Source organism: Leptothoe kymatousa TAU-MAC 1615, assembly GCF_018739865.1.
Lineage (GTDB): Bacteria > Cyanobacteriota > Cyanobacteriia > Phormidesmidales > Phormidesmidaceae > Leptothoe > Leptothoe kymatousa.
This window is the reverse complement of record NZ_JADOER010000009.1, coordinates 83244-99175: the sequence shown is the minus strand read 5'-3', so window position 1 is coordinate 99175 and position 15932 is coordinate 83244. Positions and strand designations below refer to the sequence as shown.

The 15932-nt window shown below is 50.3% G+C and carries 15 protein-coding genes; 8 read left to right on the top strand and 7 right to left on the bottom strand.

Annotated elements, in window-relative coordinates; genetic code table 11:
• Positions 1 to 46: 46 nt before the first annotated feature.
• Positions 47 to 394, top strand: coding sequence for a serine/threonine-protein kinase (locus IXB28_RS10335; protein ID WP_215618502.1), 348 nt, complete (start codon positions 47 to 49; stop codon positions 392 to 394).
• Between the two features lie 13 nt (positions 395 to 407).
• On the opposite strand, the gene queC is transcribed toward IXB28_RS10335, so the two are convergent.
• From queC to IXB28_RS10320, 3 genes are all read right to left on the bottom strand, one after another.
• On the bottom strand, positions 408 to 1076 hold the full coding sequence (gene queC / locus IXB28_RS10330; RefSeq protein WP_215618501.1) for a 7-cyano-7-deazaguanine synthase QueC: 669 nt from the start codon (positions 1074 to 1076) through the stop codon (positions 408 to 410).
• A gap of 218 nt (positions 1077 to 1294) precedes the next feature.
• Positions 1295 to 1972 carry a 7-carboxy-7-deazaguanine synthase QueE gene (locus IXB28_RS10325; protein ID WP_246559733.1) on the bottom strand — a complete coding sequence of 226 codons (678 nt, stop codon included), beginning with the start codon at positions 1970 to 1972 and terminating at the stop codon, positions 1295 to 1297.
• Positions 1972 to 2361, bottom strand: a complete 390-nt coding sequence (locus tag IXB28_RS10320) for a 6-pyruvoyl trahydropterin synthase family protein (RefSeq protein ID WP_215618500.1) — start codon at positions 2359 to 2361, stop codon at positions 1972 to 1974. Before IXB28_RS10320 ends, IXB28_RS10325 begins: the two co-directional genes overlap by 1 nt.
• A gap of 411 nt (positions 2362 to 2772) precedes the next feature.
• Here IXB28_RS10320 and trpS point away from each other — a divergent pair, with 411 nt between their 5' ends.
• The 3 genes from trpS to IXB28_RS10305 all read left to right on the top strand — a co-directional run bounded on the left by trpS (position 2773) and on the right by IXB28_RS10305 (position 6805).
• Positions 2773 to 3783, top strand: a complete 1011-nt coding sequence (gene trpS, locus IXB28_RS10315; protein WP_215618499.1) for a tryptophan--tRNA ligase — start codon at positions 2773 to 2775, stop codon at positions 3781 to 3783.
• Positions 3784 to 4159: 376 nt separating this feature from the next.
• Positions 4160 to 5131, top strand: coding sequence for a methylenetetrahydrofolate reductase (locus IXB28_RS10310; protein WP_215618498.1), 972 nt, complete (start codon positions 4160 to 4162; stop codon positions 5129 to 5131).
• 87 nt (positions 5132 to 5218) lie between these two features.
• Positions 5219 to 6805: an AGE family epimerase/isomerase gene (locus IXB28_RS10305; protein WP_215618497.1), complete on the top strand. Its 1587-nt coding sequence runs from the start codon at positions 5219 to 5221 to the stop codon at positions 6803 to 6805.
• A gap of 6 nt (positions 6806 to 6811) precedes the next feature.
• Here the strand turns inward: IXB28_RS10305 and IXB28_RS10300 are convergent, their stop codons facing one another.
• Entirely contained in the window at positions 6812 to 7273 is a 462-nt protein-coding gene (locus IXB28_RS10300) for a hypothetical protein (protein ID WP_215618496.1), read from the bottom strand.
• A 208-nt stretch (positions 7274 to 7481) separates the two neighbouring features.
• Between IXB28_RS10300 and IXB28_RS10295 the strand changes: the two genes are divergently transcribed.
• From IXB28_RS10295 to IXB28_RS10285, 3 genes are all read left to right on the top strand, one after another.
• The gene (locus IXB28_RS10295) at positions 7482 to 10493 is read left to right on the top strand and encodes a GAF domain-containing sensor histidine kinase (protein ID WP_215618495.1); all 3012 of its coding nucleotides are present in this window, start codon (positions 7482 to 7484) and stop codon (positions 10491 to 10493) included.
• A gap of 303 nt (positions 10494 to 10796) precedes the next feature.
• Positions 10797 to 11528, top strand: coding sequence for a glutathione S-transferase family protein (locus IXB28_RS10290; protein ID WP_215618494.1), 732 nt, complete (start codon positions 10797 to 10799; stop codon positions 11526 to 11528).
• 32 nt (positions 11529 to 11560) lie between these two features.
• Positions 11561 to 11740 (top strand): hypothetical protein, encoded by a 180-nt coding sequence (locus IXB28_RS10285; protein ID WP_215618493.1) that lies wholly within the window; start codon positions 11561 to 11563, stop codon positions 11738 to 11740.
• A 93-nt stretch (positions 11741 to 11833) separates the two neighbouring features.
• On the opposite strand, the gene IXB28_RS10280 is transcribed toward IXB28_RS10285, so the two are convergent.
• Positions 11834 to 12166: a winged helix-turn-helix transcriptional regulator gene (locus IXB28_RS10280; protein WP_215618492.1), complete on the bottom strand. Its 333-nt coding sequence runs from the start codon at positions 12164 to 12166 to the stop codon at positions 11834 to 11836.
• Positions 12167 to 12605: 439 nt separating this feature from the next.
• On the opposite strand from IXB28_RS10280, the gene IXB28_RS10275 reads away from it, so the two are divergent.
• The gene (locus IXB28_RS10275) at positions 12606 to 12878 is read left to right on the top strand and encodes a hypothetical protein (RefSeq protein WP_215618491.1); all 273 of its coding nucleotides are present in this window, start codon (positions 12606 to 12608) and stop codon (positions 12876 to 12878) included.
• A 181-nt stretch (positions 12879 to 13059) separates the two neighbouring features.
• On the opposite strand, the gene IXB28_RS10270 is transcribed toward IXB28_RS10275, so the two are convergent.
• Complete coding sequence (locus tag IXB28_RS10270; protein ID WP_215618490.1) at positions 13060 to 14325, bottom strand: FecR family protein; 1266 nt, start codon at positions 14323 to 14325, stop codon at positions 13060 to 13062.
• A 420-nt stretch (positions 14326 to 14745) separates the two neighbouring features.
• Positions 14746 to 15699 (bottom strand): alpha/beta hydrolase, encoded by a 954-nt coding sequence (locus IXB28_RS10265; RefSeq protein ID WP_215618489.1) that lies wholly within the window; start codon positions 15697 to 15699, stop codon positions 14746 to 14748.
• Positions 15700 to 15932: the final 233 nt, after the last annotated feature.

Genomic DNA, 15932 nt, shown 5'->3' with positions numbered 1-15932 from the left:
TTCAAGGGAATTCTAGATATGATCAGACACATCTTTAAACCCAGTAATGAGCATTACTGCCGTACCGATTACTCCCCCTCATCTACCTGGCTATGCCTGTGTTGAGACGCTTAATCAAGGCCCTCGAACAACAGTATATCGAGCTTTAAAGATAGCAACTCAGCAGTCTGTGGTGATTAAGACTCTGACCCAGAAGTATCCGAACTTTAGTGAACTTGTAAGGTTTCGAAATCAATATACGGTCGCAAAAAATCTGCCGATTGAGGGAATTGTTCGTCCTCTCAGTCTGGAGATCTGGGGTAATGGCTATGGGCTGATTATGGAAGACTTTGGTGGTATTGACCTGGAGCAATATAGTCAAAACCCCCCCCCTCAGTCTCTTAGAAGTTATTAACATTGCTATTCAACTAGTGAGAACTGACCCATTGCGGATAGCCCGCTTCGACTAATGCCTGATCACGAATTCGACAGGAATCGCACTTACCACAGGGCCTATCTCCACCGGCATAACAGGACCAGGTTTCAGGAATCGGCACCCCCAGCGCCACCGCCCGCTTGACAATATCCACCTTCGAATCCATCACCAGGGGAGCTTTTAGCTCAATGGGCGTACCCTCCACCCCCACCTTGGAAGAGAGACTGGCCAGTTTTTGAAACGCCTCTAAATACTCGGGGCGACAGTCAGGATAGCCGGAATAATCCACCGCATTGATGCCCAGATAAATCGCCTCGGCCCCTTGGGCCTCCGCCAGGGATAGGGCCAAGGAAATAAATACCGTATTGCGACCCGGCACATAGGTGGACGGAATCACATCGGTGACCACCCCATCTTGGGGCAGCGTTTGTTGCGTATCCGTCAGGGACGATCCCCCCCACTGGGCCAGGTTCACATCCACAATAAAATGTGGGTCAATGGCCAAATGACTAGCGATTACCTTAGCGGCCACCAGCTCACGGTCGTGGCGCTGACCGTAGCGGAACGATAGGGCAATGGGCCGATAACCATCGGCAATGGATTGGGCTGCCGCCGTGGCAGAATCTAGACCACCGGAGAGTAAAACAACAGCTTTTTTCATCGTTTAATTTGTATAACTGTTCTATGGGTTGGCGTTGGTTCTGCTCTGCCAGCAATGGTGGTGTTCTAAGGCGCTGTTAAGCAACTAATTCACGGCTTAATCCGAAAAGGCTTGTTAAGCCATGCGTTTAAGGAAAAAGACCATGATTTTAATTTTTAACAGGCCCTAAGCCCATGCCTTGGGAAAAGTCGTTCCTTGAGCGGAGTCGAAAGGAACGGTCACCTCACCCCCAGAAATTTGTGGGTTTGTAAACTAATGCGCCAGGCTGGATGTTGTTTCACATAGTCCAACACCAGCTGCTGGCTGTGATCGCTGGTCCACTCCGGCTGCAACAGCTTTACCGTCGTCTCCGGCACCTGGGCCGCTTGGGCCTCTGCCCACCCTAAATCGTCTGAGTTAGCAATCACCACCTTAAGCTCATGGGCATGGGCATAGATTTCGGGCTGGGGTGGCTTAAACCGTTTGGGGGAGAGGGAAATCCAGTCGAAGTCACCGCTTAAGGGATGGGCCCCTGAGGTTTCTAGGTGCAGCCGGAGTCCGGCCTGTTGCAGGGACTGGGTCAATGGCAACAGATTGTGCATCAGCGGTTCACCACCGGTAATCACCACCATAAAGGGCTGGGCCGCTTGGGCCTGGTGTACCAACTCCCCAAGGTTGATGGGGGCATGGGGTTTAGTGCTCCAGGAGATTTTGGTGTCGCACCAGGGACAGCCCACATCGCACCCGGCCAGGCGGATAAAGAATGCATTGGTGCCTGTCCAAACACCTTCCCCCTGCACCGAATGGAATGTTTCCACAATGGGATAGGCCGTAGGGTGGCCATGGCCCGCCGTTCCAACATTTGCAGTTCCAACATTTGCAGGGTGGGCACGGCCCACCGTTTCCATCGAAGTCATCAATCCTCCTCGTATTCCACCCAGGAGTCCGGCGTTTCCGACACGCACACTTTCAGCGTGACGCCATCGGGTAGCTCCTGGGATGTTTTGTCATAGATATATTTGGCAATCATTTCTGCGGTGGTTTCGTACCCTTCGGGCATGACTTCGTTGAGTACGCAGTGGTCCAAACCGCCCTTTTCCACATCCAGCTTGGCCCAGCGCAGGGTGCGAAAATCGGTGACCATGACTTCGTGGGGGCAATATTCGGAACTGTGGAGTTTGGGGGCGGCGGCCTCCATGCGGACCCGGTAGGTGTGGCCATGCATGCGACCGCAGGGGCCAGTATAGTCTTTGATGTAATGGGCCGCGTCAAAGGTAAATTCTGTTTTGAGAGTCCACTTGGCCATGGGTGCAGGAAAACGACTTGGCAGTTTTCCATCATAGGCCAAGGGTCGATCCGAGGATCGGTAGGGCTGAGTTTTTAAGGTATGGATAATTTTGTGGAGATAGGCCCTGTGTCTGTTGGTGTTCGAAAGTCGGAATGCGGAATGCGGAAGTCGGAAAGGGTACATAGTCCGACTTCAATGAACTGTATTTCCCGGATTAGGGGGCTGCCGCCAGGGAATATCAAACTTGTTTCTAGAAATCCTCTGTGGTCTTATAAAATCTTTCAGAAGACGTCCTCCCGATGGGATACGTTCTGCCATCGGGTTTGCGGCGGGGGCCCCATCAATCAATATCCCTACATGGGAATCTGCGGTTTTCAATCGCCCATTTCCCTTTAACCTTTTATCCGTGGGCTGTGCCCACTCTCCTTCATGACTAAAAAGCGTATTCTTTCAGGCATTCAAACCACTGGCAATTTACATTTGGGAAACTACCTGGGGGCGATTCGCAACTGGGAGGGGATGCAGGATGAATACGATTGCTTCCTATTTTTAGCGGACCTCCATGCCATTACGGTGCCCCACGATCCGAAGCTGCTGGCGGAGAATACCTATAAGGTGGCGGCGGCCTACCTGGCCTGTGGCATTGACCCGGAGCGTTCCACGGTGTTTGTGCAGTCCCATGTAAGTGCCCATAGCGAGCTGGCCTGGATCTTTAACTGCATTACGCCTTTGAACTGGCTGGAGCGGATGATTCAGTTTAAGGAAAAGGCGGTAAAGCAGGGGGAAAATGTCAGCGTGGGTCTGTTGGACTACCCGGTACTACAGTCGGCGGATATTTTGCTCTATGAGCCGGACTTGGTGCCGGTGGGCGAAGACCAAAAGCAGCACATTGAGCTGACGCGGGATATTGCGGTGCGGCTAAACCACCAGTTTGGGAAGAAAAAGCAGCCGGTGTTGAAGGTGCCCGATGCGCTGATTCGGGCCGATGGGGCGCGGGTGATGAGCCTGACGGATGGGACGAAAAAAATGTCTAAGTCGGACCCGTCGGAACTGAGCCGCATCGAAATTGGTGATACCCCCGACCTGATTAAGAAGAAAATTAAGAAGTGTAAGACGGACCCCATGCGCGGTCTGGAGTTTGGTAACCCGGAACGGCCTGAGTGTAATAACCTGCTGACGCTGTATATGCTGCTGTCGGGTAAGGAAAAGGATGCGGTGGCGGCGGAATGTGCCGATATGGGCTGGGGCCAGTTTAAGCCGTTGCTGACGGAAACTGCGATCGCAGCGCTACAGCCCATCCAAGAAAAGTATCAGGCCCTGATGGATGACCGGGGCTACCTGGAGTCGGTGCTTAAAAAGGGCAACGAAAAAGCGACTACCATCGCCGACCAAACCCTGACCAAAGTGAAGGACGCCTTGGGCTATGCCAGACCTCTGTAGCATTATCTGGCAGGGGGTGGTTAGTCCCATAGGTATAATTATGGAATAGCCATGTGAACTGGCCAATCCCGAATGGAGAATGCTGAATTTAGCAGGGGCCTAAATTCTATCGCCTCTAGTCTGAATTCCAGCAGCTTTGGAATAACCGTTTCTACTGCTGTGGGTAGCGTCTCACCCAGGGGGGACGGGGCCCAACTATCGGCTGGGTCCCCAATTAATGATGCTTTTTATCGCTGGCTGCTGATCGCCACCTTATGTTTTTTGCTGTTGCTGGAGACAAGGGCATTGGCATACCTAGTTTCCACCCTAGGTGTGAACAATTGACCTTTTTGCAGATAGCAACGTCACCTTTATTTAATACGTCACTTTTATGGTTATGACTAATCGCTCCCATACACCGTCCTCTTTGCTACAGTCTGCGATCGCAGCTAACCAATTCATCATCACCGCTGAGGTGATGCCCCCCAAGGGTGGCGACGCCAGCCATATGGTAGAAATGGCCAAATTGCTAAAGGGACGGGTGCACGGTGTAAATATCACCGATGGCAGCCGGGCGGTGATGCGGATGTCGTCCCTAGCGGCGGCGGTATTACTCAAGCAGGAAGGCATTGAACCCATTTGCCAAATGGCCTGCCGCGATCGCAACCGCATTGCCCTCCAGGCCGATCTCATGGGGGCCCACGCCCTCGGCATTCATAACGTGTTGGCCCTGACGGGAGACCCGGTAAAAGCAGGGGATAACCCCAAAGCCCGTGGCGTGTTCGACTTAGAATCCGTGCGACTGCTGCGCACCATTGGCCTCTTGAACCAAGGGGTAGACTTCAACGAAAAACCCATGCCCAATGGTGCCCTCGATATTTTTGCCGGTGCCGCCGTGGACCCCCAGTGCCCCAGCTGGTCCGGTTTGCAAAAACGATTTGAACGCAAGGTAGAGGCCGGGGCTCAATTTTTCCAGAGTCAGCTCATCTCCGACTTTGACCGTCTGGACAAATTTATGACCCAAATCGCCGCTCCAGCCCAAAAGCCCGTCTTAGCCGGCATCTTTTTGCTAAAGTCTGCCAAAAATGCAGCATTTCTCAACCGCAACGTGCCCGGAGTGCATATCCCTGAAGCCATTATCAATCGCCTGGCGGCGGCGGATGACCCCCTACAAGAAGGCATTACCATCGCTGCCGAACAGGTAAAACTGGCCCAATCGCTTTGCCAGGGTGTCCATATCATGGCCATCCGTCGCGAAGACCTGATTCCAGAAATTCTAGAGCGGGCCGGTGTGGCACCCACCATCAGCGTTCCGGCCGCCGCTAACGGCTCTAGCAAAGCGGTGCAGCCACATTGGGCCATGGCCTAGTGCCGCAATGTTAACAATGGCAAACTTAGCAACCTAAGTTGATGGATACCGGTCCATAAACTTAAAGCATTGAGGGCATCCTCAAAGATGAACCATCGATTTGTGTGTCGTTCAAATATCAGCGCATTGGCATTGGCCGTGGGGATGTGGGGCGTTGATGCGGTAGCCGCAACCATGCCACCACCACCGTTGCCACCCTGGTCCCAAGGGGCCAATTCAGGGGCGGCTCTAGCCTCCCCCGCGCCGTTGCCGGAAACTATGCCTGACGCTACGGCAACGGAGGCGTTGTCGCAGGCCATCCCCACGGGGCAGCAATGGTTAAACCACGTTCAAGACGACTTACTTCCCTTTTGGACCTTACCCACGGCCCTCGGTGACCCCATGGGTAACTTTCCCTCAGTGCGATGTGACAATGGCACCCTGGTGAATCCAGAAAACCCCTGCGCGGAAGTTCAAGGATTTGAAAATGATTGGCTGATTAAAGAGGAGCAGTATGTTGTTTCCCTATCGCGACAGATCTACACCTATGGCGTTGCCTTTCACCTAACCGGGGAACGCCAATATTTAGACTATGCCAAAGCGGGGGTTGACTATTTTAGACAGCATGCGTTTGATCGCGAAGCAGGGGGTGCCTATGGCTTGTGGAGTGCTGAAAGTAACGAGTGGGAGCCAGCCTTAGAAGATCGCAACCCCCAAGGACAGGCCTATGCGCTCATGGGCATTGGCTATTACTACTACCTCACCCGCGATCCAGAGGTACTACCCGATATTCTGGCCCTCAAAGAGTTTATCTTTGATACCTATTACAATGCTGAGCTGGGTATTTTGCAATGGCAGCTACAAGACGGCGAATGGGGGAACGCCCTCGATAAAATGTTGGTGGCCCAGCTGGATCAGCTCAATGCCTACATGATGTTGCTAGCACCCATTTTGCCGGAGCCGGAGCGAACAGAATGGACCCAAGATATGGTTTGGCTATCGGAAATTATGCTCGACCAGTTCTATCTACAAGAAGAAAATCTATTTCTGTTGTCAGCACTCTCCCCAGATACTTCCAGCCTGTTAGAAGAGACTGACTTTGGCCACTCCATCAAAACCATGTGGTTTATGCGCATGATTGGTATCCTGAGCGGTAACCAAACTTTGGTGGATTTTGCTGTGAACAACGGTCCAAAAATCCTTGAGCGCGCCTATTTGTCAGCTCCAGAGACTTGGGCTTCCGGTGTTTTGCCCGATGGTACCATCAATGAGACCCGCTCCTGGTGGGTGCACGCTGAGCTAGATCAGTTTACGGCGTCCTTGGCGTTGTCAGAGCCAACGGTGGCAAAATATCTCCCAGGGACCTACAACTACTGGTTTAACTATTTTGTTGATCCGCAATTCGGTGAGGTCTGGAACAACATTGATGCCTCCACCGATGAGCCCATGGAAGATTTTCCGAAACAATGGCCTTGGAAAAATGGCTATCACACCTTTGAACATGCATTGGTGGGCTACATCACCTCCAGCCAGCTACATCAAGAAGCCGCTGTCCTTTACTATGCATTTGAACAACCGCCTGAGCTAGATACTATTCATCCGTATTACTACCAGGGCAGGGTGAATGAGATTTCGATTTTCCCCCAGCCAGACTCTGTGCCGGTTTACCAGGTTCGTTTTTCAGATATACGGTAATGGATTTTATAGCAGCCATACCCGGATTTGACTCTGATCTAGTTCGATGCCCATGCCCATGCCATAGCTTAATCCGTCGATAAATTCTGTTATCACTTCCAGGGTGGCACCGTCTTGAAAATGCTCAGGCTTTGTTTCTGGATGGGGGTAGTAGATTAATCCCGGAATGCGCTGGGCACTTTCTAGCATGAGCCAACAATCAAAAAATGAAAAATCTTCTGGGGGAGCATGGTCCGCCCACTTTACCTGTTTGAACGTATATTTTGCCTGCTGGATGCTGTACTGCTGGGGGTGAATAGAAATGTTGAGGGTGCCGGGAAAATAGCGACTAAGATCCAGCCCTAGGGCTTTAAATGCAGGCCGTTGCATCCGAATCGTACCGCCGGGAAAACGTGGGTCTCCCCCTTGGCCCGAGGCCACGCCATGGCCTGAAATAAGTTTGCCGGGTACATGGATCCAGGTTGTCATTGTGTAATGTGATGTGAATTTGATGGTTAGTCTATAGTATTGTTTGTCAGCGGTGCCTATACTTGCTATATCGGTGGTCTCTATTGGCGGCTAAACGTGGGCCATAGGTAGTATTGCTAACTGTGAGAGCTGGTCGGGAATATTAAAGTAAACGGTAAATTCTGGATTCTTCTGGTCCGAGAGATGTGTATTTACTAGGTCTTGGTTTATGCCGGCTTCCTTAACTTTCAATAGTCCTGAGTCTCAGCAAGCAGCTTTATTTCGTGTGGTAACTCGGATTAGGCAGTCCCAGGATCTGCACCGTATCTTTAAGACTACGACTAGTGAAATCCGACAACTTTTAGAAGCCGATCGCGTCGCGATATTTTATTTCTATCCCCATCAAGATTGGGAAGGCGAATTTGTAGCAGAATCGGTGGGGGCTAGTTGGAAATCGGCCCTAGCAAGTCCAGTGTATGACCACTGCTTTAGTGACGATTTTGCCCCCCTATATGTGCAAGGTAAAACCCATGCGATCGCAGATATTTACGACCATGGTTTGCAGGACTGCCATATTCAAATTTTGTCCCAGTTTCAGGTGCGGGCCAATATGGTCGTTCCCATCGTTAAAGGGAAAACCCTGTGGGGACTCCTGTGTGTCCACCAATGTGAAGGTCCCAGGGATTGGAAAGCCGACGAAATTGACTTTGTCAGCTCCATTGGTGAACAGCTTGGCATAGCCATCCAACAGGCCGAATATTTACAAGCTGTCAAAGCCCGTTCCGATCGACAAAAAGTGCTGGTGCGGGTGCTGGGCCAAATCCGTAAATCCCAAGACCTGTTTCGCACATTTAAAACTACGGCCCAGGAAGTGCGGCACCTGCTAGATGCAGACCGTGTCGGCATTTTTAAGTTCGCCCCCGAACAAGACTGGGAAGGTGAATTCATTGCCGAATCCGTAGGGGCTCCCTGGAAGTCGGCCCTGGCAAATCCAGTGCACGACCATTGTTTTGGTGAAAAATTTGCGGCCCTATACCCCCAGCGAAGATACTGTAGCATTCCAGATATTTACAACCACGATCTGCAAGATTGTCACATTCAAATTTTAGAGAAGTTTGAAGTCCGCGCCAACCTGGTGGTACCAATTTTGACCAGCCAAACCGAGCTGTGGGGATTGCTCTGTGTGCATCAGTGCGAAAACCCCAGGTATTGGCAAGAAGATGAGGTGGAATTTGTTAACTGCATTGCCGAGCAGCTGGGGGTGGCGATTCAGCAAGCCAAATATTTACAGGTGGTCAAAGAACGCTCCGATCGCCAAAAGATTCTGGTACAGGCCATTTCTCGTATTCGCCAATCCCAGGATATCCATCGCATCTTTAAAACTACGGCCCAAGAAGTGCGCCATCTCCTCGATAGCGATCGCGTCGGTATTTTCAAATTTGATCCGACCCAGGACTGGGAAGGGTCCTTTATTGCCGAGTCAGTGGGGGCCCGTTGGCAATCCACCCTCGATAAACATGTGCACGATCATTGCTTTAGCGATCGCTTTGCTCCGCTTTATGTCCAAGGTCGATACCATGCTATTTCAGACATTACCAAAAGCGACCTGCAAGATTGTCACCGACAAATTCTAGAACAGTTTGAAATCCGCGCCAATTTAGTCGTGCCCATCAACATCGAAAACAAGCTTTGGGGCCTATTCTGTATTCACCAGTGCGAGGGACCGCGCCACTGGGCCCAAGAAGACATTGAATTTGTTCAGCTGCTTGTAGAACACCTGGGTGTTGCCATTCAACAGGCTGACTATCTAAAGAAAATGCAGCAGCAAAGCGCGCGGGCGGCAGCGGCTAAAACCCGTGAACAATTGCTAGAACGACAAAACCTCATTGCCAGGACGGTCAACAAAATTCGGCAATCTCTCGATATTGAAACAATTTTTCAAACCACGACCCGGGAAGTTCGGCATTTACTAGAGTTAGATCGGGTGGCCATTTACCAGTTTGCCCCCGATTGGAGCGGGCAGTTTGTTGCGGAATCCGTCGGTCAAGAATGGGATGCCCTGGTGGGAACGCTGACAGCCATTAAGGATACGTTCTTGGAAGATACCCTCGGGGGGCGCTACCGCCACCAAGAGACATTTACCGTAGATGATATCTATACCGCCGGCTACACCGAGTGCCACATTCAACTACTAGAACAATTCCAGGCAAAGGCCTATGCGATCGCACCCATTTTTCAAGGTGAAAATCTGTGGGGCCTATTGACCGGATATCAAAACGATGGTCCCCGCCGCTGGCAGTCTGGCGACGTAGACCTAATGGCTCAAATTGCCGCCCAAATGGGGTTGGCCATTCAGCAGGCCACCCTATTAAAAGCAACTCGCCAGCAGGCGGACGAGTTAATGACCACATTAGACACCCTGCGCACCACCCAGCTACAGCTAGTGCAAGGAGAGAAAATGTCTAGCCTGGGGCAGTTAGTGGCCGGTCTGGCCCATGAAATCAACAATCCTGTCACCTTTATCCATGGTAATATCGCCCACCTTGAAGAATATGTTGGCGATTTACTGCGGCTATTGGACGCCTATCAACAGCATCCAGATTTACCCGATTCATTGGTATCTTTAACCAAAGATTCCGACCTAGAATTTGTTATCCAAGATCTACCTAAGATTTTCTATTCTCTTTCCAACGGCAGTACGCGAATTTTAGAACTCGTCTCCTCTTTGAAGAACTTTGCCCGATTGGACGAAGCCGAAGTCAAAGCCGTAGACCTAGCGGCGGGTATCGACAGTACCCTACTGATCTTGCAGCACCGGCTAAAGGCCGATGGTGACGTTCCCGCCGTTGAAATCATTAAACGTTACAACGATATTCCCACCGTGGAATGCTATCCCGCTCAGCTGAACCAGGTATTTATGAATATCATCAGCAATGCCATCGATGCCCTCCATGAACATCAGGTGGAAGCCCCGACCGTGGAGATTACGTTACAAACCAACAGTTCTAATGTAGACGTGAGCATTGCCAACAACGGGCCTACGGTGCCAGAGTCGGTAATCAAACGTATGTTTGATCCTTTTTTCACCACAAAACCCCCTGGCAAAGGTACCGGCCTAGGCTTATCGATTTCATACCAAATTGTAGTAGAGCATCACCAGGGTTGTCTCACCTGTGAGTCTAGCAACAATAAAACAATGTTTCGCATCCAAATTCCTACCCAGCTGTCCCATGCTGACTAACCCTGTCTTTAGCTAGTGGTCTGTCAAGACTAAAATTTAGCATCGATGAGTGATTAGCAAAATGCTGCTAACCTCATACCCCACTCGCGATTCCCCCCTCCCTGTCCTTACTTCAATTTTTAGTTCTGACGCTGCACTAGGCCGTTTTACCACTACCCAGATGCTTGCTCCTCAGCGACTATTTTCGGTCTGGCCTTTGTCGGTGTTTGTCCCTTTTTTTCATTTCACAACATCTCGTAACTTGTCTGTGCTGTTGCTGCCTGGGGCCTCTACCCTTAGGCTAATGCCGCATTGTAGGACGTCATGATTACGCTTTACCAGTTTCCATCTTCCTTGGGAATTCGTTGTCCCAGTCCTCCATGCCTTAAGTTAGAAACCTACCTGCGGATGACGGAGTTGCCATATCAGGTGGCCGCCAATGCCGATGTGCTCAAGGCGCCGAAAAAGAAGTTTCCCTATATTGAAGATCAGGGACGGGTCATTCCAGATTCTAGTTTTATCATTAACTACCTCAAAGATACCTACGGTGACCCGTTAGATCGGCATCTGAGTGCTGGGCAAAAGTCGATCATGCTCGGGATGCGGCGACTGATGGAAGAGAATTTGTACTGGGCGATGTTCTATAGCCGCTGGGCCGAAGAAGAAGCCTGGGCCGTGGTGCGAGAACAGTTTTTTGCCCACTTGCCCGTGCCGATCAAGTGGTTGGTGCCCAATGTGGTGCGGCGGAATGCCCTACGGGATATCTATGGCCAGGGCATGGGGCGTCACAGTCGTGAAGAGGTCTACGACATTGGCATTCAGGATATACAGGCCATTAGTGATTTTCTGGGCGACCAGCCCTACCTAATGGGAGACCAGCCCACCAGCCTGGATGCGACCGGATATGGCACCCTGGTAAATCTGTTGCGGGCGTCGGTGGGGTCGCCCATGCAAGAGTATGGGCTGAAGTTGGAGAATCTTGGGGCATATTGCGATCGCATGCACGCCCGCTACTGGACCAATTCACCGGTACCAGAACCGGTGGAAGTGGGTTAATATTTCGGCAAGTTCCCCAGACAAACAATGCCATGATGGGCAGCCCTAACCCTAAACCATCCCTAAACGAGAAAATTGCCGATATTGCACTCAAAGTAATTATGACCGGTGGTTTGGCCGGTGGGGGCGTTGGGGCATTTTGGCAACTGTTTAAGAACAGCGATATTCCGCGGGCCGTTGCCACGGCAGGCAAATGGCGGTTAACTGGTTAATACAACCGCAATGTTCCAATGCGATTGGGAATGTGGGGATATTTCATATCGCAACGAATATTGGCATGGTGGGCCGTGCCTGGGGTGTTCACCCTACTGTTTCGCCAACTGCTGATTTCCCCAATCCCGCATCGCCTTAATCACCGGCCACAAACTCTTCCCACGTTCCGACAGCGTATACTCCACCCTGGGCGGCACCTCATCAAACACCTTACGATGGAGCACCCCATCCTCTTCCAACTCCCGTAAATGCTTGGTCAGCATTTGCTTACTAATGCCATCGATCTGCCGCTGCAGCTGACCAAACCGATTAATATCCTGGCTAATCAAAAACAAAATCACCGGCTTCCACTTGCCACCGATTACACTCAAACAATAGGTAACCGGACATGAATTTTCAGAAATTTGTTTGCCATAGTCGTTCATAATTGATTTTCTTGTTGCTTTCTACCGCATGTTCTAGAGGTACGGCTTTCCACCCTACCCTGAGAGCCCAAATTTCATTAGACAACATTCCCCACCATAGTCACAAAAAAATGACTACTTGTTGAAAATAGTGCATCTAATTTACCGTGGTTTTTAACACAAGCAAATGTCCTCAGCAAAATGCTAGAACCACCCAACAGGTAAAAATATATCCTCGGTATCTGGGAACGCATCACCGTTGCAATGCACGTGTTCTACGGAATACCGCAATAATCACATCTAACTATTCTCTACAACCAACAACATGACATATACAACAACCAACCCCTCACCCCAAACCTCAACCCCGGCGGATCCACGTCCTGCCGTAGCAATCGGTCACGTCAGCTTACATGTTTCGAACTTCGGCAAATCCCTTGAATTCTTTGAATTCATTGGTATGCGCAAAGTGGCCCACATGCCAGGAATGGCCATCCTTGAGTTAAGAGGCGGCACCCACCTAGTCCTAATCAAGAAAATGCTTCCTCGTCCTAATCAGGTGAGCTTTGACCTGATGGTCGATGATTTAGATTTGCATCATGGGCTATTGAAAAACGCTGGCTACACAACAACATCCATCAAAAAAGGTGGGGTCCATAGCTCTTTTGACGTTACCGAGCCATCTGGCCACACCATCACCTTCAACGATTCCCATGTTGCTGGGCCGGTTTAGTAAGAGAACTGTTGTGGTTACCTAAACTTAGTACAGCCGTCAAAGCTAAATTGAGCCTAGGGCGTGTTCAAAATTAAAATCATCGCGGTTAACTTTTTGCTAGCCTCACCCTCAAACTTATTCGTGGCAGACCTCTAGGTAATCACAACGATACAGATAGACATTATCCACAATGACGAAGTTAATTAATCTGTCCAGGCGGTGTGCCACCCTGCCCAGGCGGCGTGCCCCCTTGCCCTGGGGGGACATTGCCCCCTAACCCAGGCGGTGTGCCCCCTTGCCCTGGGGGGACATTGCCCCCTAACCCAGGCGGTGTGCCCCCTTGTCCTGGGGGGACATTGCCTCCTAACCCAGGCGGTGTGCCACCCTGCCCAGGCGGTGTGCCACCTTGTCCTGGGGGGACATTGCCCCCTAACCCAGGCGGTGTGCCACCTTGCCCTGGGGGGACATTGCCCCCTAACCCAGGCGGCGTGCCATTTAAGGGCGGGGATGTACTGGCAGCAGCACCATTATTTGGTAGCCCTAGATCAGAACTAATGCTGCTTTCAATATCTGCTGTTTGTGGAATCTCATCTATGGAAGGTAGGGGTACATTGGTGCCACCATCATTGGGTGAAGTTGTCTCGGACAATTGTGTGGGCGCTGGAACTTCCCCTAGAAAGGTAGCAGCAGGAGAGTTTTTGAACGCAGTCTCTGAGTTGGCAAAGCTGTCTGTTTGTTCTTCGGAAAAATCATTACTTCCAGAACTTGAAGCAGGTACCGAAAAGGTTGCACTACTAGTTGCCCTGTCTGATAATGGGGCTTGTTTTTCGATGGCATCCTTGATCTCTTGTCTCACTGCATCTAGGTCGTCAGACTCAATTGAACCATTGGGGTTATTGAGGTTGAGACCCTCGGCTAATCCGCTGGTTTCATAGAAAGTTCTAAGATCAAACTCTACAGGTGGCCTAACGGAATTGTTGTTTACCACCACCAACTGCCCAGAAGATAATGGTTGTTGTTGCGAACCGTCCTGATTGTAGGCCATCATCGGTCCACCAGGATTGTCTGTTAAAGCACCAATAATGGTGGTGTTGGTTTCTGGAATAAATCGAACAAATAATGCTGACCCTTGAATACCAGTGACTGCATTAGGGGTTTGAATGGTAGAACGGCCATGTCCAGGCGGCACCAGCATCAACACTGTACCGTTAGATAGCTGAAAATTGCGGGTATTTGGAGTGAATCTAAATGTGGCGTGAGAACCAATGCGAGCCAAAGAACCATCATTAAATCGTAATTCAGCTCGTGACGACGCAGACGTGCGGAGGGCATCTCCCACACTGAGTTGGTCAAAAATTCGAGCACGTCTTGCCGTGCGACCTTTAGAAACAAGATGTACGCGATTACGCAGTAGTTCGATCCTAGCCCATGTTAAAGTTTGTGCATTGGCTGAGGTCTGCAACATCAGAATACTGACAATGCTCAATCCAAAGCCGAAGAATTTGGTGAAACAATTGTTTTTCACAACAGTCTTGATAGATTAGAAAATCGAAAATGCGCGCGTGGCATAGCACCCAATGCACAAACGCTGTAAAACAGTAGATGAGAACTTTCTAGAGGTTCAGATATATCAATCTACTCTGAAATAATTAGCTAATCCGGCTTTGCTTAATATATATACGCCATTACCCACACGCTTTTTGAATAAATCACTGAGTTCCATAGAATGAACCCCCAAGGATAAAACCTTGTGTTTATCCCTGGGGGCGTTAATCCCAAGTCTCTAAATATTCTATTTTGTTGTGTTTTCTATCTATTTGTCTGTATGAACAAAAACGCCGTCGTTGGACTTAAGCAACGACGGCGTCAAGGACTTAAGCAACCGTTACAAAATCCGATATGCCCCTGTGCCCGAATCAAATTCTAGGCCCCGTTCTGCTTTTTGTCCGTTAAACGCCCGCGAAAAGACGTCCTTAATCCGGCTATTTCTCAAGGCGCTCTCATCCGTAAAATAATTGTGGTGCGCTTGAATTTGGGCCGAATCGGTAAAGTCTAAATAGGTGGCATTGCGGGCGGTTAAATTCCGGGTCCAGTGGCCCAACCTTGCTTTTTGTTCATCGCCTGCCAGTGCCTTTGATGCTAACAGGGCCGTATCATCCTCATTGATGGTAATAAACAATCGATTGCGAAAACGCACCCGGTCTACCCATGTTGCGTGGTCTTCGTTGTTGACATCGGCTGCCAGCATGACAATGTTGTCAAATAGCTGGGTCTCTCCTTGATAAATTGAGGACGACAACAATCGCTTAAAGAGATAATTGCCCATGCTGTGCATGGCTAGATTAAACTTGCACCCACAGGCGTTATCCCTGTGCTTGAGAAAGTAGGTAGCCATTTTTTCAAGGCATCGGTCAAATGCGCCGATGGAGATGGCGGCATCGCGCTTATCATCCTGATAGCTGACCAAACCTTCAACCGTGCCGCCCCCATTGGAAGGCCAGGTAAATAAAACCATTTCTAGGTTATACAATCGCTCAATGCGATGGGCAATTTCTAGGGCATCGCTAAATGCTGTATTAAATCCATGGACAAAAAATAGGGCGTTGGTTTTATTTTGGCCCATGCGTTGCTGCGCTTTTAAAAATGCGGCTTCACTGGCCCACATTTCTTCGCCGTTGTGGGTTACCCGGTCTTCCAAAATTTCCACCTGCCAGCGATCGCCCACCTTTTGGGCTTCTGCTAGACGCAGCTCATGGGGACCCTTACGGTTGAATGTGGCGCCAAAGCGTTCTTCTGGACGGGCATTGGGCTGTAGATTACGGTTGGTGACGACATACATCCGGGGGCTTGCTCCTGAGGTTTATGCTGATGGCTTCAGGTGGATCTCCAGCAGTGTCAGCCTATTCTCCGGATGCCGTAATTATCCATATGCTGCAAAGTTCGTATTATTGCATTGTGCCCAGCCGGGGAAACCCGTTTATGAATAATTTCTACCATCGCTGAATTGAGTCGTAAGGCAAAAAAACCTTTAAAAGCAAAAAAGCCTCCCTCAAACGAGGGAGGCTTTTTACT

Excerpts from the sequence above, each read along its gene's own strand:
- IXB28_RS10335 (WP_215618502.1), top strand. The coding sequence starts at position 47 with ATGAGCATTACTGCCGTACCGATTACTCCCCCTCATCTACCTGGCTAT.
- queC (WP_215618501.1), bottom strand. The coding sequence starts at position 1,076 with ATGAAAAAAGCTGTTGTTTTACTCTCCGGTGGTCTAGATTCTGCCACG.
- IXB28_RS10325 (WP_246559733.1), bottom strand. The coding sequence starts at position 1,972 with ATGACTTCGATGGAAACGGTGGGCCGTGCCCACCCTGCAAATGTTGGA.
- IXB28_RS10320 (WP_215618500.1), bottom strand. The coding sequence starts at position 2,361 with ATGGCCAAGTGGACTCTCAAAACAGAATTTACCTTTGACGCGGCCCAT.
- trpS (WP_215618499.1), top strand. The coding sequence starts at position 2,773 with ATGACTAAAAAGCGTATTCTTTCAGGCATTCAAACCACTGGCAATTTA.
- IXB28_RS10310 (WP_215618498.1), top strand. The coding sequence starts at position 4,160 with ATGACTAATCGCTCCCATACACCGTCCTCTTTGCTACAGTCTGCGATC.
- IXB28_RS10305 (WP_215618497.1), top strand. The coding sequence starts at position 5,219 with ATGAACCATCGATTTGTGTGTCGTTCAAATATCAGCGCATTGGCATTG.
- IXB28_RS10300 (WP_215618496.1), bottom strand. The coding sequence starts at position 7,273 with ATGACAACCTGGATCCATGTACCCGGCAAACTTATTTCAGGCCATGGC.
- IXB28_RS10295 (WP_215618495.1), top strand. The coding sequence starts at position 7,482 with ATGCCGGCTTCCTTAACTTTCAATAGTCCTGAGTCTCAGCAAGCAGCT.
- IXB28_RS10290 (WP_215618494.1), top strand. The coding sequence starts at position 10,797 with ATGATTACGCTTTACCAGTTTCCATCTTCCTTGGGAATTCGTTGTCCC.
- IXB28_RS10285 (WP_215618493.1), top strand. The coding sequence starts at position 11,561 with ATGATGGGCAGCCCTAACCCTAAACCATCCCTAAACGAGAAAATTGCC.
- IXB28_RS10280 (WP_215618492.1), bottom strand. The coding sequence starts at position 12,166 with ATGAACGACTATGGCAAACAAATTTCTGAAAATTCATGTCCGGTTACC.
- IXB28_RS10275 (WP_215618491.1), top strand. The coding sequence starts at position 12,606 with ATGCGCAAAGTGGCCCACATGCCAGGAATGGCCATCCTTGAGTTAAGA.
- IXB28_RS10270 (WP_215618490.1), bottom strand. The coding sequence starts at position 14,325 with ATGTTGCAGACCTCAGCCAATGCACAAACTTTAACATGGGCTAGGATC.
- IXB28_RS10265 (WP_215618489.1), bottom strand. The coding sequence starts at position 15,699 with ATGTATGTCGTCACCAACCGTAATCTACAGCCCAATGCCCGTCCAGAA.